The organism is Chromatiaceae bacterium (genome assembly GCA_024235395.1).
Taxonomy (GTDB): Bacteria; Pseudomonadota; Gammaproteobacteria; order Chromatiales; family Chromatiaceae; genus Thiosocius.
On sequence record JACKMK010000003.1, the window covers coordinates 508,492 to 527,351 of the forward strand.

Sequence of the window (18,860 nt, forward strand, 5' to 3'; positions counted from 1 at the left end):
AGGCCGCGCGCCGCTGCTGATATCCTCGGTCGATGCAACGCCGATCGAAATCATTCCAGCGCCCGGTCCTGGCCCTGCTCTCGATATGGGTACTGCTCGCCCCATCCGCGCAGGCCGCCCCCGCCGAGGAAGGCGAGCACCAACGCCAGCAGCTCGAGGCGCTGCGTTCACGGATCGCCGGCCTGCGCGAGCAGATGCAGGAAAAGAGCGGCGAGAAGACCAAGCTGTCCGTGCAACTGCAGGAGACCGAAGAGCAGATCGGGCGGCTCGCCCGCCGGCTGCGCGTCCTCGACGGCCGGCTCGAACGCCAACGCGGGCGCCTCGACGAGTTGCGGGCCGAACGCCAGCAGCAGGTGCGGTCGCTCGAGCAACAGCGCACCGCGCTGGCTCGTCAGGTGCGGGCCGCCTACGTGATGGGGCGCCAGGAACGGCTGAAGATTCTTCTCAATCAGCAGGACCCGGCCACGGTAAGCCGGGTCATGGTCTACTACGATTATCTGAGCAGGGCGCGGGCGGCGAAGATGCGCGCCATCCGCGATCAGATTGCCCAGCTCGCAGCCACCGAGGCCGCGATCGGCGACGAAGAGCGCAAGCTCGCCCGGCTGCACGCCGAGCAGGTCTCTGAATTGGCCGCGATGCGGCAGAGCCAGGCACAGCGCCAGGACGTGGTCGCGGTGCTGACCCGGGAGTTGAACGATCAGAGCCGTCAGCTCGACCGTCTGCAGTCCGACGAACGCGAACTGGAGACACTGCTCAGCGGGATTGAACAGGCGTTGGTCGACATCCCGGTGGAGAATCCGGAACAGGTCGATTTCGCCGGTCTGCGGGGTTCGCTGCCGTGGCCGTCGAGCGGCCGGATCGTCAAACGCTTCGGTGCACCGAAGCTCGGGGCCCTGGTATGGGACGGTGTTATGATCTCTGCGCCCGAAGGGCGTGAGGTGCGCGCCGTGCATCACGGACGGGTCGCGTTCGCGGATTGGTTGCGCGGATTCGGATTGCTGTTGATCGTCGATCACGGCGACGGGTACATGACCCTGTACGGCCACAACCAGAGTCTGTTCAAAGAGGCCGGCGACTGGGTGGAGGTCAACGAGCCGATCGCGCTGGTTGGCAGCAGTGGTGGTCGTGAACAGGCCGGTGTGTATTTCGGTATCCGCTATCAGGGGCGCCCGATCGATCCGGCGAAATGGTGCCGACGGGCCTCTGGCGGCAAGGTGGGATGAACGCGTCGTGCACTGGCAGAGACGCATCTCGAGGTGAGTATGAAGCACAGCCTGGCCGCGGTTTCGGCGGCGATCTGTCTGGTGGTCTGCAGTGCGCAGCTGCGTGCGGAGGCGGCGGAAGCCGCGGAAAAGGAGGCCAGTTCGGGCCTGCCGCTCGACGAACTGCGGGTGTTCGCCGAAGTGTTCGGTCGCATCAAGAACGACTACGTGGAACCGGTCGATGACCGCAAGCTGCTCAAGTACGCGATCGAGGGCATGCTGAGCGGCCTGGATCCGCATTCGGCCTACCTGGACGAAGAGGACTACAGGGACATCCGGGTCGGCACCAGTGGCGAGTTCGGTGGTCTGGGCATCGAGGTCGGTATGGAAAACGGTTTCGTCAAGGTGATCGCGCCGATCGACGATACGCCGGCGCAGCGCGCGGGCGTGCGGTCCGGCGACTTGATCATCCGGCTCGACGATCAACCGGTCAAAGGCATGACCCTGGACGACGCCGTCAAGCGCATGCGCGGCAAGGCCGGCACCAAGATCCGCCTGACCATCGTGCGAGAAGGCGAGGACAAGCCGATCGAGATCACCGTGGTGCGCGACGTGATCAAGACGGTCAGCGTGAAGAACCGGATGCTCGAGCCGGGTTTCGGTTACGTACGCATCTCGCAGTTCCAGGCGCGCACGCCTGAAGACATGCTGACCGCGATCGGCGCCTTGAAGCGCAATGCCGGCGGGAACCTGAAAGGCCTGGTCCTCGACTTGCGTAACAACCCGGGCGGCATTCTGAATGCCGCGGTTGCGATCAGCGACGCGTTCCTGCCCGCAGGGACCATCGTCTACACCGAGGGACGTGTGCGTGATTCGCAACTGAAGTTCCGCGCCGCACCCGATGACGTGCTCGACGGCGCGCCGATCGTGGTACTGGTCAACGGCGGCTCCGCATCCGCATCGGAGATCGTCGCGGGTGCGCTGCAGGATCATAAACGGGCGGTGATCATGGGCCAGCAGACGTTTGGCAAGGGCTCGGTGCAGACCATAGTCCCCGTGAATGAACGCACCGCGGTGAAGCTGACCACGGCGCGCTATTTCACACCCAACGGGCGCTCGATCCAGGCGGAGGGGATAGTCCCCGACATCACCCTGGAGAACGTGCGCCTGACCAAGGGCGAAGAGCGGACGATGATCAAGGAGGCCGATCTGGCGCGGCACCTCGTGAATCCGGGCGAGAACGGCAATGGGCAGGACAACGGCAAGTCCGACAAGAAGGCCGCTGCCGACAAGGACGGCGAGGATGCTACCGACTATGCGCTGACCGAGGCCCTCAACCTGCTGAAGGGCCTGGTGATTCTGCGCCCGGATGGCAGTGCCTGACGCCACGTCGGCCAGGCTGCGCCGCCTGATCGCGGCGCTGTTCGTCCTGTTCGCGATGCCGGTGTTCGCGCAACCGCCGGCGCGCATCGCGATCATCATCGACGACCTTGGCAACAACCGGATGCTGGGTCTGCAGGCGGTGGCATTGCCCGGCGCCTTGACCTACTCGATTCTGCCGCAGCTCCCCTACAGCGAGCGTCTGGCACACGCGGCGCACGCGGCCGGCAAAGAGGTGATGCTGCACCTGCCGATGCAGTCTTCCGACGGCCGACCGCTGGGTCCGGGAGCGCTCAGGCTGGGAATGACGCGCGAGGATTTCGGCTACACGGTACGCGCGGCGTTGGCCACGGTGCCATATGCCGCCGGGGTCAACAATCATATGGGCAGCCTGCTGACCCGGCACCCGGCGGCGATGCACTGGTTGATGGAAGACCTCAGCTGTTACAACCGGCTGTATTTCGTCGACAGCCGTACCGACGTGCGCACCGTCGCGCGGCACAGCGCACGGGAGGCCGGCCTGGCGCACGCGCAGCGCGACGTGTTTCTCGACAACGAGCCCGATACCGAGTACGTGCGGGGCCAGTTCCGACGGTTGCTGTCGCTGGCGAAACAGCGCGGCAGCGCGATCGGCATCGGTCACCCCTACCCCGAGACCCTGGCGGCGCTCGCCGAGGAGTTGCCGACGCTGGCCGCCCAAGGCGTTGAACTGGTGCCCGCTTCGCAGCTGGTCGAACTCAACAGGAGCCCAAAGCTATGGCACGCGTCCTCGTCCCCCTTGCCAACGGTTGCGAAGAACTCGAGGCAGTAACCGTCATCGACCTGTTGCGCCGCGCCGGTATCGAGGTGGTTACCGCCGGCCTCGGCGACGGTGTGGTGACCGCGAGCCGCGGCGTGGTACTGCTCCCCGATTGCAGCCTCGACGAGGTGCTAGACCAGGAATTCGACATGGTGGTCTTGCCTGGTGGCCAGCCCGGCGCGGACCACCTCGATGCCGACCCGCGCATCCATGCCCTGCTGCAGCGGATGGCCGAGCAGGACCGCTACACGGCCGCGATCTGCGCCGCTCCCAAGGTGTTGCTGAGCGCCGGACTGCTCGACGGCCGGCGTGCGACCGCCTATCCCGGCGCGATCGACGGCAGGCTGGCGCCAAGCTCCCGCTTGCTGGCCGATTCGGTGGTCACCGACGGCAAGGTCGTGACCTCGCGCGGACCGGGCACGGCGATGGATTTTGCCCTGACCCTTATAGAACACCTGCTGGGTGCCGCTAAACGACAACAGGTCGAAGAGCCGCTGATGCGACCCGGAGGATAGTCACCCATGTCGATGCGCCCAACCAGACTGATTTGGATTGTCATTGTCCCTGCGCTGATCTACGCCGCGCTGAAGGGATTCGTCTACTACAAGGCCAAGACCACGGTCGACGACGCCATCGTTGCGGCCGCCGATCAGGCCGAGATTCACTACACGGACATCAGTACGGATCTACGGGGAATCGTGACGGTGAGCGGCATCACCGTGCAGCCCGTGGGCTACGAGGACCGGATCGCCGTCGAAGCGGTGCGTGTTTCGAGCGACGACCCGATGTTTTTCGTGCAGGGCGCCCGTTGGCAGCCCGGCGAGAACGCACCGCCGCCGAGCATGTCGTTCGCGGTCTTTGGATTGAGTGTCCCGCTGGATGCCGACCTGTTTGCGGCTGCCGCTCCGACGGGTGCCCAGCCCTGTGAAAACGGCCTGCAGGTGGACCCGCAGTTGTTGCGCCAGATCGGGTTCAGCCAACTGAGCATGGATTTCGACGGCAGTTACAGGTTGAACGAGGCCGACCGTTCGCTGGACGTGGCGATGAACTTCGACATCCACGACATCGAGTCAGTGCGACTCGGTGCGACCCTGGCCGATGTCGATGCCGAGTACCTCGGCAGTCCGAACGGGCCGCCGCCAAGCTTCGCCCGGCTGAACATGGCCATGCGGGTGGCACCGGAGTTCGGTCGTCAGCTGTTGAAAACCTGTGCGATCGGCACCGATGCCACCATCGAGGCGTGGAGTGAGCGCCTCGCCGACCGGGCGTTGCGTGAATTCGAGCTATTCGGCGTAGAACTCGGCTCCGGGCTGGAGGCCGCGCTGCGACGCTTCTATCGCGACTGGGGCGAGTTCGAACTGGTCGCCGCGCCCAGTGAGCCGGTCGGCATGCTCAGTCTGCTGTTCCTGCCACCCGACCAGTGGGTCGACGCACTCGGGATGCGCCTGACCGTCAACGGCGAACTGATCACCGACACCCGCTTCACCTGGCAGCGTCCGGATGCAGCGGGCCTGGCGGCGCTCTTCGGCGCCGGGCCTGCGGAGGGCGAGACCGAGACCACCGCGCGACCGCAGCGGATCATCGTCCGACGCGAGTTCGAACCGGTACCTCCGGGGGACATTGCGCGTTATGTCAACTACCCTGTGGTGATCAAGCCGCGCGGCCAACCGGAGCGCGAGGGCGTGTTGAAGCGCATCACCGAGGGTTCGGCAGAGGTGGAACAGAGCGTACACGGCGGCAAGTTCACCGTGTATGTGGCGCTCGACGAGATCGAATCGATGCAGGCCCTGGTTCAGCGCGAGGTCGGTTCACGGCCCTAGCGTCGGGCCGGCCAAGGGTCTGTGACAGACTGGAACGCAACGATGTCAGACAAGCCAAGGGTCCTGGTGACCCGCCGCCTGCCACAGGCCGTAGAAGACAGGCTGCGGCGCGACTACGACGCCCTGTTGAATATCGACGATGAGGTCTATTCAGGGGCGCGCCTGCTCGAACTGGCAGGCGGGATGGACGCGATCATTCCGTGCCACACCGAAAGACTGGACGCGCGGCTGATTGCGGAGCTGCCGCCCAGCGTGCGGGCGATATGCAGCTTCTCGGTCGGCTATGACCACATCGATCTGGCGGCGGCGCGTGCTCGCGGCATCGTGGTCACCAATACGCCCGATGTGTTGAGCAGCGCCACTGCCGAGATCGCTGTCCTTCTGATGCTTGCGGCCGCCCGTCGTGCCCACGAAGGCGCACGCATGCTGCGTGACGACACCTGGCGCGACTGGAGCGCGATCGGCCAGCTCGGTATCGAGATCAGCGGCAAACGCCTGGGCATCATCGGCATGGGCAGAGTGGGCCAGGTCGTGGCGCGGCGCGCGCGCGGTTTCGACATGCAGATCCACTATTACAACCGGCACCGGATCAGTCCCGATCTCGAGCAGGGTGCGCTGTTTCACGCCGAGTTGAAAGACCTGCTGGCAAACAGCGAGGTTCTTTCGATCCACTGTCCCGCGACACCCGAGACACGCCATCTGCTGAATGCACAGACGATCGCGCTGCTGCCGGATGATGCCGTCGTGGTCAACACCGCCCGCGGTGCTGTCGTCGATGACGACGCGCTGATCGCTGCATTGCAGTCAGGCAAGCTGTTCGCGGCCGGCCTCGACGTGTTCAACGACGAGCCGCATATCGATCCGCGTTACCGTACCCTCGACAACGCCTTTCTGTTGCCGCACATCGGCAGCGCGACCCGCGAGACGCGTGATGCAATGGGATTTCGGGCGTTGGACAATCTCGATGCGATCATGGCCGGTCGCGAACCACGCGACCGCCTGAACTGACCGCCGGCAGTCAGGCGTTCGGGCGGCCCTTGCGGCCCGGGTCACGCAGTGTGTGCCAGAAATCGTACACCGCGAGCAGCGAAACGAACACGATCACCCCGATCAGATCGGGTTCGGGCACGAACCACGCGACCACGCCGAGGAACGCGATCATCGTCGCCAGCGCCGCTATCGCCATGATCTTGTCGGTCATCGTTCGTCCTCGCTTGTCTTATCGCGTCAGTCGCCGGCGGCAATCGTCTCTACCAGCCAACGCGCGGTGCGCAGCAGGCGCCCATCGTCGTGGCGCGGGCCGACCAGTTGCACGCCGATTGGCAGCCCGTTTGCGCCGGTCAGCAACGGCAGCGTCACGGCCGGGACGCCGGTGAAGGACCAGAGCACGTTGAATGCCGCGTCTCCGGTACTGTGCAGCCCGGCCGGCGCCTCGCCGCGGGCCGCCGGTGTGACGATCGCGTCGTAGCGTTCGAAGATCTCCCCGAGGCCGGCGTACAGCGTATCGCGCCAATCCAGCGCGGCCAGGTAGTCGGTGGCGCTGATCGCGCGTCCTTCCTCGATGGCGCTGCGCGTCTGCTCGGCCAGCCGGTCGTGGCCCCGATCGTAGTAGGGCCGCAGGTTGTGTGCCATCTCGGCGAGCATCACACGCCGGTGCGCGCTGGCGCCCTCGGCGAAGATGCGTGGTAGTTCGACCTCGTCGCAGCGGTCGCCCAGGGCGGCGACCAGTTCGCCAAAACCCTCGGCACAGTCGGCATCGATGGACGGCCAGGCCGGCGTCTTCAAGAACGCGAGCTGCGGCGTGACCGGCGGTTTGCTGAGCGCCGTGTCGAGGAGCCGCGGCGCCGCCGCAGGTCGGGTATCGGGGTCGCCGGCGTCGTGGCCGGTCAACACGTCGGCGAGCAGGGTCGCGTCCTCGATCGTTCGACCGAAGGTCCCCAGCGTGTCGAGCCGGCGTGAGGTCCGCAGCACGCCGGTGCGCGGGATCAGGCCGAACGTCGGCTTGAAGCCGACGACACCGCAGAACGAGGCCGGGCGGATCACCGACCCGCCGGTCTGGGTGCCCAGAGCGAGGGGCACCATGCCGGCTGCGACCGCCGCGGCCGAGCCCGAAGACGAGCCGCCCGGCGTATGGTCGGGGTTGTGTGGGTTGCGTGTCTTCGTGGGCGCCAGGTAGGCGCACTCGGTGGTGGCGGTCTTGCCGAGGATCACCGCACCGGCGGCCCGCAGGCGTGCGACCACCGCCGCATCGGTCTCCGGCCGCCGCCCGCTGTCGAGAGCATTGCCGTTCTCGGTGGGCAGGTCGCGCGTATCGACAATGTCCTTGATGCCGATCGGCAGGCCGTGCAACGGACCCAGCGGACGTCCGGACTGCCGGTGGGCGTCCAGCGCACGCGCCTGTGCCAGTGCAAACTGTCGGTCGAGCGAGGACCAGGCACCGATGCGCTCTTCCTGTGCGGCAATCCGCTGCAGGCAGGCGGTGGTCAGGTCGACTGCGCTGAGGGTGCCTGCAGCGATGTGCTCGCGCGCCTCCAATGCACTCAGGTCGGCGGCATCGCGTGACATGTTCCCGGTGATGTAGGGTTCAACGGCCATAGACCTGGTCCGGCAGCCAGAAGGTGATCGCTGGGAAGTTGTAAAGGATCACCATCGCGAACAGCACCATTGCCAGGTAGGGATAGTTGCCCTTGAAGATCTGGTTGAGCTGCACGTGCGGCGGCGCGATGCCTTTCAGGTAGTAGGCCGACATCGCCATCGGCGGCGTCAGGAACGAGGTCTGCAGGTTGAGCGCGACGAGGATACCGAAGAACAGCGGATCGATACCGAAGTGCGGCAGCAGGGGCAGGAAGATCGGCACGAAGATGATGATGATCTCCGACCATTCCAGCGGCCAGCCGAGCAGGAAGATGATGATCTGCGCCATGATCAGGAACATTACCGGCGAGATATCCAACCCGGTCACGAACTCCGAGATGATCTGCTCGCCGCCGAGATAGGAGAATACCGACGAAAAGGTCCAGGAGCCGACGAACAACCAGCACACCATCGCGGTCGTGCGTACGGTCAGGTACACGGATTCGCGGAGGCGCTGCCAGGTAAAGGCGCGGTAGATGAAGGTCAGAAGCAGGCCGCCAAGGGCGCCGACCGCGGCCGCTTCGGACGGCGTGGCGAGGCCGAACAGGATGGCGCCAAGAACCGCCAGGATCAGGAACGCGAGGGGGAAGAATGACGTCAGCAGCTGAACGACGATCTGCGCGGTGGTGATGTCGCCGATCTCTTCCCGGGTCGGCTTCGGAGCCAGGCTCGGCTGCATCATTGATCGCGTGACGACGTAGATCATGTACAGACCAGCCAGCAGCAGCCCGGGAAACAGCGCGCCGGCATACAGTTTTACGATCGAGACGCCGGATGCCGCCGCGTACACGATCAACATGATCGACGGCGGGATCAGGATCCCGAGGGTGCCTCCCGCGCAGATGACACCGGCCGCAAGGCTGGTGTCGTAGCGTGCCTTGAGCATCGCCGGGAACGCCAGCAGGCCCATCAGCGTGACGACTGCGCCGACGATGCCGGTCGCAGTGGCGAAAAGGGTGCACGTGATCAGTGCGGCCACCGCCATGGATCCGGGAATACGGCGTGCAGCGATGTTCAGGGTGTGGAACAGCCTTGCGACGATGTTGGCGCGTTCGACGATGTAACCCATGAACAGGAACAACGGCACCGCCGTGAGCACGTCGTTGGACATGACCGAATACGTCTGGTTGACGAACAGGTCGAAGATGCGATTGTTGAACAGGCCATCGATCCAGAGCTGAATACGGTCCCACTGGCCGGGGTCGCCCTGATCGATCGCCCGGTTGTAGGCGCGCCACATCCGGTCGGGATCGAAATAGGCGTAGTAACCGAACCCGATGCCCATCGCCATCAGCGTGAACGCAATCGGGAAACCTAGCAGGATGATGAACAGGAAGATCCCGAGCATCGCCAGCGCAACGATTGGGTCAGACATGGTTCAGCTGCGCTCCTGGTCGTCGATTTCGTTCTTGTACTCTTCGCGCAGTCCGACGCCATCCTCGCGGGCCGCCGAGGACGCGAAATGGCCCGGTTGGACGCCGGACTCGCGTGCCAGCTGGATCTCGGTCTCTTCGACGTCCTCGGCCGCGATCAACCATTCGCCGGTGCGGATGCAGAGGATGCAGCGGAACACCTGGGCTATGCCCTGTACAAACAGCAGTGCTCCGGCAGCGACGATCACCGTCTTGAACGGGAAGATCGGGATGCCGGCCGGGCTATTGACGCTCACCTCCATGTAGCGCCACGAGCGTTCGGCGTATTTCCAGCCCGCGATGATCAGCGCGATGATGCCGGGAAAGAAAAACAGGAAATACAGCGTCAGTTCCACGCGTGCCTGGGTGCGTGGCTTCCAAAGGCGGTACAGAAAATCGCCGCGCACATGACCACCGCGCGACAGGGTGTAGGCACCGCCCATCATGAACAGCGTGCCATAGGTGATGTACGAGAGATCGAACGCCCAGCTGGTCGGTGCATTGAATCCGTAGCGCACCAGCACCTCGTAACTCACCCCGAAAGTCATCACCAGGATCAGCCATGCGAAGGCCTTGCCGAACCAAGCGGACAATCGATCGGCGAACGCGATGTAGCCGAGCATCTGCATCTCCCCCGTTTGCGTCGGGTGATCTTAACCCGGGAAACCGCGGCGACACCTGTGCGATGCCGCCGCAGCGTTTCGGGATGCCCGGTAGGGTCAGAGCTTCAGCTTGCCGGGGAAGTAGTGGTTGTAGGCCAGTGCATAGTCCGGCGCGTTCATCAACTCGTAGAACACGACGCGTTCGACCCAGGCGCGCTGACTGTCGAGCACCTTCTTGATGAACGGATCTTTTTCCAGGTCGGGAATCAACTGGTCCCAGGCTTTGAGCTGAGCGTCCAAGATGTCCTTCGAGGTGCGTTCTACATTGACGCCGTGCTTTTCCTGAAGTGCTTTCAGGTCTTTGGAGTAGTTGTCCATTGCCATTGCGGTGTTCGCAGTACTGGCAGACTCGACGCCGTACTGCAGGATCGCCTTCAGGTCGTCATCGAGGTCGTCGAAGGAATCCTTGTTGAACAGGAACTCGAAGCTCTCACTCGCCTGATGATACGACGAGAGATAATAGTACTTCGCGACGTCCTGGGCGCCGAATCGCATGTCGGACGATGGGTTGTTGAACTCGAACGCATCGATAACACCGCGCTCCATCGCCGGCACGATCTCGCCGCCGGGCAGCTGCGCGACACTCATACCCATTTTCTGCAACAGGTCTGCGGCCAGGCCGACGGTCCGGTATTTGAAGCCCTGCAGCTCGGCAGCGGTGGTAACCGGCTTTTTGAACCAGCCGAATGGCTGCGCGAACATCGGGAATCCGTAGAAGCCGTACACGTTCAGTCCCATGATGTCCTGGGTCAGCTCGCGGTACAGATCCTGGCCGCCACCGGCATAGAACCACGACAGCATCGTGGTCGCACTACCGCCGAACACCGGCCCGGTGCCGAACAGCGAAGCGGCCTTGTGCTTGCCGTACCAGTACACCGGCACCGTATGCGCCGCGTCGAGCACCCCGTCGTTGACCGCGTCAAGGACCTGGAAAGCGCCCACTACGGCGCCGGCCGGCAGCAGGTCGATCTTCAGGCGACCGCCAGACATCTTTTCGACGCGTTCTACATACTGACGGGCAAAATCCATCCAGATGTCGGATGCGGGCCACGAGGTCTGCATCTTGATGACCTTCGGGGCGGCCGCCGTCACCACGGCCGGCGCACCCAGGATGCCCGCCGCCGCACCCGCGGTGGCCGCGAGGCCCCCCTTCAGAAACTTACGCCGGCCGCTGACCTGTTCGTCTTCAGATTTCACAGCGGTCTGTTTGTTGTCTTCACTCATCTCGGTTCCTCCGGTTTTCGGTGTCATCGCGCCCATGTCCCGGGTGCTGTGACCTTTCTTTTGGCTGTGGTCCGTGCATCGGACCGGTTGTCCGCCCGTCGTGCGAATCCTGCGCCCTACGGCCTCTCCATCGTCAACGACCGGCTGCCGGCCGGCCCACCACAGAGCCTCCTGTGCTCGCAGCGATTGGTGGCGAGGGCCACCGCATCCGGTGTGCCCCGCCAAGAGTGGGTCGAAAAGTCTTACCGGGTGGACAAAACAGCCCACCAGGTGCTCCTTTCAGACCCGAATCGTCGCAACCACGCGCAGGCGGCAGACACCCTGTGTCTGCTGCCGTCGCCACAGGGCCGCGCAGCGCGTGCCATGGACCCCGGTTGCACCGACGCCTGGTTTGGCAACGGTACGCATTTTTCGGGCCAGCGCGCCGTAGCGACGCGGAACCGCCGATAGCGCCCTCGCTTCAGGATGCGCATTCGATCTGCAGCTCGACGGCCCGGCGCAGCGTGTTGGCGACGATGCAGCCGCGTTCGGCGAGCGTCACCAGTTTGGCCAGTTCCCCGGCAGGCTCGCAGTGTGCACTGATCCGCATGCGGATCGCCGCATAGCGGGGCGGCGCATCGGCCAGCTCGCCCTCGATGTCTACCTTGGTGTCACGCAGTGTGACGTTGCGCGCCAGCGCCGCGGCCAGCAGGGTGCTCATGAAGCAGCCACCGAGCCCCATCAGCAGCGCCTCGCCACCCATAGGCCCCTTGTTCTGCCCGCCCTTGGCCTCGGGTCTGTCGATCGTCAGCGGGTGCCCGCGCACATCCGCCAATGAGGCGGAGTGATCCAATTGCGTGACAGTCGCATGGATGGTCGGCATCGGCGGTCCCCTATTTCATCGTCGGCATGTGGAAGTCGGCGCCCGCACGGATCCCGGTCGGCCAGCGCGAGGTGACAGTCTTCAGCTTGGTGTAGAAGTGCACGCCCTCCATGCCGTGCATGTGCACGTCGCCGAACAGCGAACGCTTCCAGCCACCGAAACTGTGGAATGCCATGGGCACCGGGATCGGCACGTTCACCCCGACCATCCCGACCTGGACACGCGATGCGAAGGTGCGCGCGGTGTCGCCGTCGCGGGTGAAGATCGCGGTACCGTTGCCGTACTCGTGGGCGTTGACCAGCGCCAGTGCGTGTTCGAAATCGGGCGTCCGGACGATCACCAGCACCGGCCCGAATATCTCTTCCTGGTAGATCCGCATTCCGGCGGTGACCTCATCGAACAGGCAGCCGCCGAGATAGAAACCGTCCGGGTGTCCGGGCACCACAACGTGACGGCCGTCGACCACCAGCCGGGCGCCCTCCTCGACGCCCAGGTCGACGTAGCCCCTGACCCGGTCGTAGTGCGCACGGGTCACCAGCGGTCCCATCTCGGAGGTGGGATCGGTGGCCGGGCCCACCTTGAGCGCCGCAACGCGCGGGGCCAGGCGCTCGACCAGCGCATCGGCGACGTCGTCGCCGACCGCGACTGCGACCGAGATCGCCATGCAGCGTTCCCCGGCCGATCCGTAGGCCGCGCCCATCAGTGCGTCGGTCGCCTGTTCCAGATCGGCGTCGGGCATCACCACCATGTGGTTCTTCGCGCCGCCCAGCGCCTGCACGCGCTTTCCGTGCTGGGTGCCGGTGCGGTAGATGTATTCGGCGACCGTTGTCGAACCGACGAAACTGACCGCCGCGACCTCGGGATGCGTCAACAGCGTGTCGACCGCCTCCTTGTCGCCGTTGACCACGTTCAGCACGCCGGGTGGAAGACCGGCCTCGCTGAACAGCTCGGCGAGGCGCAGCGCCGTGGATGGCACGCGCTCGGAGGTCTTCAGCAAAAAGGTGTTGCCGCACGCGATCGCCATCGGAAACATCCACATCGGGACCATCGCCGGAAAATTGAACGGCGTGATCCCGGCGCACACGCCGACAGGCTGGCGCACCGAGTGACTGTCGACATGGGTACCGACATTCTCCGAGAAGGTCCCCTTCAGCAGGTGTGGGGCGCCGCAGGCGAACTCGACCACCTCGATGCCGCGGGCCAGCGAGCCGCGCGCGTCGTTCAGTACCTTGCCATGTTCGCCGGCGATCAGCTGGGCGATCTCGTCGCTGTGCGCATCGAGCAACTCCTTGAAGCGGAACAGCACCGCGGCACGTCGCAGCGGAGAGGTGTCGCGCCAACCGGGGAAGGCCGCCGCCGCAGCGGCGATCGCCGCACCGGTCTCGCTCGCCGAAGCCAGCGGTACGCGTGCTGCGACCGCACCGGTCGCCGGGTCGTAGACGTCGCCATAACGCCCGCTCTTGCCCTCCACCCGGGCGCCGTTGACGTAGTGATGCAGCGTGTTGATCATCGGTATTCCTCGCTGTTACCGTGCATCGGGCAGCGCGGTCTGGCGATGCCGGTAGCGTTAATCTTAGGTTGTATCGGGCGCTTGCCTGCGGACAGCGGGCCCCGGACGGATCCCACCCGTTTCACATCGCGCAATGTCGCGCGCCCCAGGCATCGGGTCGGTGCCTTAGATCGCAGACAGGGGGAGACATGGCAACGATTTCTTCGAGGGGCGAGATCGTCCAGACCAGCGGCGATTTGCCGGCGGTCGGTGACCCTGCGCCGGACTTTGCACTGCGCAAAGGCGACCTGTCGCCGGTCGGCCTCGCCGACTATCGGGGGTCGCGGCTGGTGCTGAATATCTTCCCGAGCATCGACACGCCGACCTGTGCGAAGTCGGTCCGCCAGTTCAACGAACGCGTCGCCGCGATGCCCAACACCAAGGTGCTGTGCGTGTCCGCCGACCTGCCGTTCGCGCTGAGCCGCTTCTGTGGCGCCGAGGGCATCGATCATGTCGAGACGGCGTCGGTCTATCGTGCGCCCGAATTCGGTCGAGACTATGGCGTGTACATGGCGGAGGGGCGCCTCGGTGGACTGCTCGCGCGCGCGGTGGTGGTGATCGACGAGAACGGCGCCGTGCTCCATCGTGAGCTGGTGCCCGAGATCGCCCAGGAGCCGGACTACGACGCGGTGGCGGCGGCACTCTGACGGCATCGGATCGCGCCGGGTAAACGCTGATGGATCTGCCGATGTTGTTACTCTCCGGTGCCGTCGCAGGTACCCTGGCCGGCCTGCTCGGCATCGGCGGCGGCGTGATCATCGTGCCGATCGTCACCCTGCTGTTCGAGGGCAACGGCATGCAGCATGGCCTGGCGATCAAGATGGCCTTGGGGACCTCGCTGGCGACGATCGTGGTGACCGCGATGACCAGTGTCTATACCCATCACCGCAAGGGCGCGGTCGAGTGGCGGCTGTTCCGGGTCATGGGGCCTGCGGTGTTCGTCGGCTCCCTGATCGGTGCCTGGTTGGCCGACATCATCCCCGGCGATGCCTTGTACATCGCGTTCATCGTGTTCCTGTTCGCAGTGTCTGCGCAGATGGCGATGGCGCGCGTGTCCGCTCACCGCGGCCTGCCGGGGGACCGAGGTCTCGCCGCGACCTCGGTCACGGTCGGTGTCATCTCGGCATTGATGGGGATAGGCGGCGGCGCGATGCATGTGCCGTTCCTGAGCTATTGCGGGGTGCCGGTCAAGCGGGCGATCGCCACCGCGGCCGCGGTCGGTCTGCCGTTGGCCGTCAGCGCCACGCTGGGCTACATCGTCGGCGGTCTGGACGAGGCCGGGATACCCCCGGCCAGTCTCGGTTACGTCAACCTGCCGGTGTTCGGTGGCGTGGTCGCCGCCAGCCTCCTGTTTGCGCCCCTGGGTGCAACCCTTGCGCATCGACTGCCGGACCAGTTGCTGCGCCGCCTGTTTGCCCTGTTCCTGTTCCTGCTGGCCAGCCGCATGGCCTACAACCTGCTTTCAAGGATCTGACCCGCGATGAGTAACGCCAACCTTTACGCGCTGTTCCGCGACCGATTCCCCCGAGACGCCGACGCCCTGTTCCTGGATGCCGGCAACGGCCGTCAATTGCGCTACGACGAGATCGATGCACGCAGTGGCCGCATGCACGAGCTGTTGTTGCGGCGCGGGGTGGAGAAAGGCGACCGCGTCGTCGTGCAGGTGGAAAAGTCGATCGAGGCGGTGCTGTTGTATCTCGCGTGCCTGCGTGCCGGCGCGATCTATATCCCGCTGAACACCGCGTATACCGCGAGCGAGATTGCCTACTTTCTCAACGATGCGACACCGCGCCTGTTCGTGTGCACACCCGGGAAACACGGCGCACTGCGCGAGGTCGCGCGCGACTGCGGGGTGCACGAGGTGTTGACCCTTGGCGCGGACGGAGACGGCGACCTGCTGGCCGCCCAGGCAAAGCTTCCGGCAAACGACAGTGTGGTGGAGGTCGAGCCTGATGAACTGGCGGCGATCCTGTACACCTCGGGGACCACGGGCCGTTCCAAGGGCGCGATGCTGAGCCACGCGAACCTGGCGTCGAATGCGCAGGTGCTGTACCACTACTGGCATTGGCAGCATCAAGATGTGTTGCTGCACGCATTGCCGATCTTCCATGTGCACGGTCTGTTCGTCGCGCTGCATTGCGCATTGCTCGGCGGTTCGCGGGTCCTGTTCATGCGGCGTTTCGACGCCGACGGCATCATTGAGCGGTTGCCGAGGTGCAGTGTGATGATGGGTGTGCCGACGTTCTACACACGCCTGCTCGATCACCCGGGCCTGAACCGCGAGGCGTGCCGCAACATGCGCCTGTTCATCTCCGGTTCGGCACCGCTGCTCGCCGACACCCATCGCGCGTTCGAGGCCCGAACCGGGCACAGGATCCTGGAACGCTACGGCATGACCGAGGCCGGCATGATCACCTCCAATCCCTACGACGGCGAACGGGTCGCCGGTACGGTCGGCTTCGCGCTCCCCGGGATCGACGCCCGGGTGGTCGACGAGCAGGGCGTCGAGCTGCCGCACGGTGAGGCCGGGGTGCTCGAGATCTCCGGGCCCAACGTGTTCAGGGGATACTGGCAGATGCCCGAAAAGACTGCCGAAGAGTTCCGGCCCGACGGGTGGTTCATCACCGGCGACATCGCGGTCATGGACGCGGACGGCCGAGTGACCATCGTCGGCCGCGCGAAGGACCTGATCATCTCGGGCGGCTTCAATGTCTACCCCAAGGAGATCGAGGCGCAGCTCGACGAGCTGCCCGGCGTCAAGGAATCCGCGGTGATCGGTGTACCGCATCCGGACTTCGGTGAAGGCGTGACCGCGGTCGTGGTACCGGACGGCAGCGCCGTGCTGTCGGAGCAGGCCGTGGTCGATGCGCTGGCTGACCGGCTGGCGCGGTTCAAGCAACCGAAACGCGTGTACATCGTCGACGAGCTGCCACGCAACACCATGGGCAAGGTGCAGAAAAACGTGCTGCGCGCGACCTACAAGGACACCTTTGCGTGAGCGATGTCGCGGACCTGCAGGCGAAGATCCTGCGCGGGATCCCGATGAGCGATGCGATGGGGTACTGCATCACGCACCTCGACGCGACCGCGATCACCGTCGAGGCGCCGCTCGCGCCGAACGTCAATGTGCACGGTACCGGATTCGCCGGCAGCCTCTATGCACTCGGCATACTGACCGCGTGGGCGCTGAGCGCGCACCTGATCGCGCGCGCCGGTCTGGATGCGGAACTGGTGGTTGCAGCGGCGACTATTCGCTACCGCAGGCCGGTGCGCGAAGATATCCGTTGCCGCTGCGCGGTCGACGTGGACGCGGCGCACGCGTTCACCGAGCATCTGGCGGGGGCGGGACGTGCGCGGCTCGCCCTCGAGGTCCGGGTCGGTGATGGGCCGGCGGCGGTCATCGAGGCGCAGATGCACGCGCGGCTGGCCGAGCCGCCGCCGTAGGCCGCCATGCGATCCCGCATCGATCGCCTGCGCCTGGATTTGCAGGCGCAAAAAGCGGGTATATGCTACAGACTATGTTGAGCACGACCTGCCATTGCACCCGGCTGCGACGCGCGGCGCACGCGGTGACTCGGCTCTACGACGAGGCGCTGGCCGCAACCGGACTCACGGTGACGCAGTTCTCGCTGCTGCGCACGATCTCGCGCCTCGACGAGCCATACATCACCACGCTGGCCGAGGCGACAGGTCTGGAGCGCAGCACCCTCGGCCGCAACCTGCGCCCGCTGGAGAAGGCGGGTTTGGTTGTGTTTCTCCCGGGTCGCGACAGCCGTACCCGGCTGGTACGCCTGAGTCGCCAGGGCATGCGCGCACTCGATCGCGCGATACCGCAATGGGAGGCCGCGCAGAAGAAAGTCGCAGGATTGCTGGGTGAAGGGCACGTCGAGCAGCTGACAACGCTGCTGGAAGAACTGATCGACAGCCCGCCGTGATCTTTTCACCCTAACGCGGGTATATACGCGCATCGAGGAGAGACATGCAGCATGCAACCTGGCGCTCACCGGCGATCGTGCTGTTATGCGCCGCCACCGTGCTGAGCCTCTCGCTCGGGGTACGGCATGCGTTTGGTCTGTTTCTGTGGCCGATGTCCGCCGAACTCGGCTGGGGGCGAGGGGCCTTTGGACTGGCGCTGGCGGTGCAGAACCTGGTCTGGGGCCTGACCCAGCCGATCGCGGGCCACCTCGCCGACCGTCACGGTGCAGGTCGCGTGGTGTTCGGCGGTGCACTGTTGTACGGGCTCGGGCTCTACCTGATGAGCCAGGCCCACACCGAGTGGGGTCTGCTGTTCAGTGCCGGGCTGGTGATCGGCCTGGGGCTCAGCGGCACCGCTTACCCGGTGGTGTTCGGCGTGGTCGGCCGCAGTGTCGCGCCGGAGCGCCGCAGCTGGGCGATGGGGGTCGCGATGGCCGCCGGCTCGCTCGGCCAGTTCGTGCTGCTGCCGGCCGGTGATCTGTTGATCGCCGGGGTCGGCTGGAGTGATGCGCTGCTGCTGTTCGCCGCCCTGGCGCTGCTGATGGTGCCGCTGTCGAGTGCGCTGGTCGAGCCCGGCGTCGGACAGGGGGCGGGCGCACGGGACGCGCGCAGCGTGCTCGGCGAGGCATTGCGCCATCGCGGGTTCCGCCTGCTGTCGTTCGGTTTCTTCGTATGTGGATTCCAGGTGGTGTTCATCGGCGTGCACCTGCCGGCGTACCTCAGTGACGGCGGTCTGCCGAGTACCGCCGGGGCCATGGCGCTGGCGCTGATCGGCCTGTTCAACATCGTCGGCTCCTATGTCGCCGGCGTGTGGGGGGCGCGTACCGCCAAGCCGCTGTTGCTTGCCGGCATCTATGCGGCGCGTCTGCTGGTGATCGGGATCTTCCTGGTGTTGCCGCTGTCGGTCTGGAGCGCCTATGGGTTTGCGGTCGCGATGGGTCTGTTGTGGTTGAGTACAGTGCCCTTGACCAACGGCACCGTTGCAACGCTGTTCGGGGTCGGCAACCTGTCGATGCTCGCCGGCCTGGTGTTCCTGTTCCACCAGCTCGGCGCCTTTCTCGGTGGTTGGCTCGGCGGCTACCTGTACGACCTGGCCGGCAGCTACACCGCGGTGTGGCTGATGGCGATGGGATTGAGCGCGGTCGCCGCGGTGCTCAACCTGCCGATCAGGGAGCGACCGGTACCGCGCATCGCCGGGTTGCAGGTGCCACCGGAGGCGTCATGAGACGCTACCTCGCGTACCTTGCCTGGATAGCGACCGGCCTGTTGCTCGGATTCGTACTCGCGCACTACACCTCGCACGGCGTGCTCGGCCTGGTCCAGCGCGGCTTTCCGGCGTGT

Annotated in this window: 19 protein-coding genes; 12 read left to right on the forward strand and 7 right to left on the reverse strand. The window is 65.5% G+C overall.

The genetic code is table 11. The annotated features are described in order from the left end of the window. Nucleotides 1-32 precede the first annotated feature (32 nt). Genes H6955_15660 through H6955_15685 form a run of 6 tightly spaced genes read left to right on the forward strand, consistent with a single transcriptional unit; the run spans nucleotide 33 to nucleotide 6,209 of the window. On the forward strand, nucleotides 33-1,223 hold the full coding sequence (locus tag H6955_15660) for a peptidoglycan DD-metalloendopeptidase family protein (GenBank protein MCP5314994.1): 1,191 nt from the start codon (nucleotides 33-35) through the stop codon (nucleotides 1,221-1,223). Nucleotides 1,224-1,262: 39 nt separating this feature from the next. Continuing rightward, on the forward strand, nucleotides 1,263-2,585 hold the full coding sequence (locus H6955_15665) for a S41 family peptidase (GenBank protein MCP5314995.1): 1,323 nt from the start codon (nucleotides 1,263-1,265) through the stop codon (nucleotides 2,583-2,585). After that, nucleotides 2,572-3,393 (forward strand): divergent polysaccharide deacetylase family protein, encoded by an 822-nt coding sequence (locus H6955_15670; GenBank protein MCP5314996.1) that lies wholly within the window; start codon nucleotides 2,572-2,574, stop codon nucleotides 3,391-3,393. The genes H6955_15665 and H6955_15670 overlap by 14 nt, the downstream gene beginning before the upstream one ends. After that, a complete protein-coding gene (locus tag H6955_15675) occupies nucleotides 3,339-3,896 on the forward strand; it encodes a DJ-1/PfpI family protein (protein ID MCP5314997.1) in 558 nt (185 codons plus the stop codon). The genes H6955_15670 and H6955_15675 overlap by 55 nt, the downstream gene beginning before the upstream one ends. Nucleotides 3,897-3,902: 6 nt before the next feature. Further along, nucleotides 3,903-5,201, forward strand: coding sequence for a hypothetical protein (locus H6955_15680; protein MCP5314998.1), 1,299 nt, complete (start codon nucleotides 3,903-3,905; stop codon nucleotides 5,199-5,201). 42 nt (nucleotides 5,202-5,243) lie between these two features. Beyond that, complete coding sequence (locus H6955_15685) at nucleotides 5,244-6,209, forward strand: D-glycerate dehydrogenase (GenBank protein ID MCP5314999.1); 966 nt, start codon at nucleotides 5,244-5,246, stop codon at nucleotides 6,207-6,209. Nucleotides 6,210-6,219: 10 nt separating this feature from the next. Here H6955_15685 and H6955_15690 read toward each other — a convergent pair whose 3' ends face one another. The 7 genes from H6955_15690 to H6955_15720 form a co-directional block, all read right to left on the reverse strand. Then, nucleotides 6,220-6,402 (reverse strand): hypothetical protein, encoded by a 183-nt coding sequence (locus H6955_15690; protein MCP5315000.1) that lies wholly within the window; start codon nucleotides 6,400-6,402, stop codon nucleotides 6,220-6,222. A gap of 26 nt (nucleotides 6,403-6,428) precedes the next feature. Beyond that, nucleotides 6,429-7,766 carry an amidase gene (locus H6955_15695; protein MCP5315001.1) on the reverse strand — a complete coding sequence of 446 codons (1,338 nt, stop codon included), beginning with the start codon at nucleotides 7,764-7,766 and terminating at the stop codon, nucleotides 6,429-6,431. Nucleotides 7,767-7,785: 19 nt separating this feature from the next. Further along, the gene (locus tag H6955_15700; GenBank protein MCP5315002.1) at nucleotides 7,786-9,210 is read right to left on the reverse strand and encodes a TRAP transporter large permease subunit; all 1,425 of its coding nucleotides are present in this window, start codon (nucleotides 9,208-9,210) and stop codon (nucleotides 7,786-7,788) included. 3 nt (nucleotides 9,211-9,213) lie between these two features. Continuing rightward, nucleotides 9,214-9,870: a TRAP transporter small permease subunit gene (locus H6955_15705; protein ID MCP5315003.1), complete on the reverse strand. Its 657-nt coding sequence runs from the start codon at nucleotides 9,868-9,870 to the stop codon at nucleotides 9,214-9,216. Nucleotides 9,871-9,966: 96 nt separating this feature from the next. Then, complete coding sequence (locus H6955_15710; GenBank protein ID MCP5315004.1) at nucleotides 9,967-11,160, reverse strand: TRAP transporter substrate-binding protein; 1,194 nt, start codon at nucleotides 11,158-11,160, stop codon at nucleotides 9,967-9,969. 433 nt (nucleotides 11,161-11,593) lie between these two features. Then, nucleotides 11,594-11,995 (reverse strand): OsmC family protein, encoded by a 402-nt coding sequence (locus H6955_15715; protein MCP5315005.1) that lies wholly within the window; start codon nucleotides 11,993-11,995, stop codon nucleotides 11,594-11,596. A 10-nt stretch (nucleotides 11,996-12,005) separates the two neighbouring features. Then, complete coding sequence (locus H6955_15720) at nucleotides 12,006-13,505, reverse strand: CoA-acylating methylmalonate-semialdehyde dehydrogenase (GenBank protein MCP5315006.1); 1,500 nt, start codon at nucleotides 13,503-13,505, stop codon at nucleotides 12,006-12,008. A 188-nt stretch (nucleotides 13,506-13,693) separates the two neighbouring features. Between H6955_15720 and tpx the strand changes: the two genes are divergently transcribed. From tpx to H6955_15750, 6 genes are all read left to right on the forward strand, one after another. Then, a complete protein-coding gene (tpx, locus tag H6955_15725; protein MCP5315007.1) occupies nucleotides 13,694-14,191 on the forward strand; it encodes a thiol peroxidase in 498 nt (165 codons plus the stop codon). Nucleotides 14,192-14,220: 29 nt separating this feature from the next. Next, nucleotides 14,221-15,018 carry a sulfite exporter TauE/SafE family protein gene (locus tag H6955_15730; GenBank protein ID MCP5315008.1) on the forward strand — a complete coding sequence of 266 codons (798 nt, stop codon included), beginning with the start codon at nucleotides 14,221-14,223 and terminating at the stop codon, nucleotides 15,016-15,018. 6 nt (nucleotides 15,019-15,024) lie between these two features. After that, complete coding sequence (locus H6955_15735) at nucleotides 15,025-16,542, forward strand: malonyl-CoA synthase (GenBank protein MCP5315009.1); 1,518 nt, start codon at nucleotides 15,025-15,027, stop codon at nucleotides 16,540-16,542. Next, entirely contained in the window at nucleotides 16,539-16,988 is a 450-nt protein-coding gene (locus tag H6955_15740) for a YiiD C-terminal domain-containing protein (protein ID MCP5315010.1), read from the forward strand. The genes H6955_15735 and H6955_15740 overlap by 4 nt, the downstream gene beginning before the upstream one ends. Before the next feature lie 74 nt (nucleotides 16,989-17,062). Beyond that, entirely contained in the window at nucleotides 17,063-17,479 is a 417-nt protein-coding gene (locus H6955_15745) for a winged helix-turn-helix transcriptional regulator (protein ID MCP5315011.1), read from the forward strand. A gap of 44 nt (nucleotides 17,480-17,523) precedes the next feature. Next, complete coding sequence (locus H6955_15750) at nucleotides 17,524-18,744, forward strand: MFS transporter (protein ID MCP5315012.1); 1,221 nt, start codon at nucleotides 17,524-17,526, stop codon at nucleotides 18,742-18,744. Nucleotides 18,745-18,860: the final 116 nt, after the last annotated feature.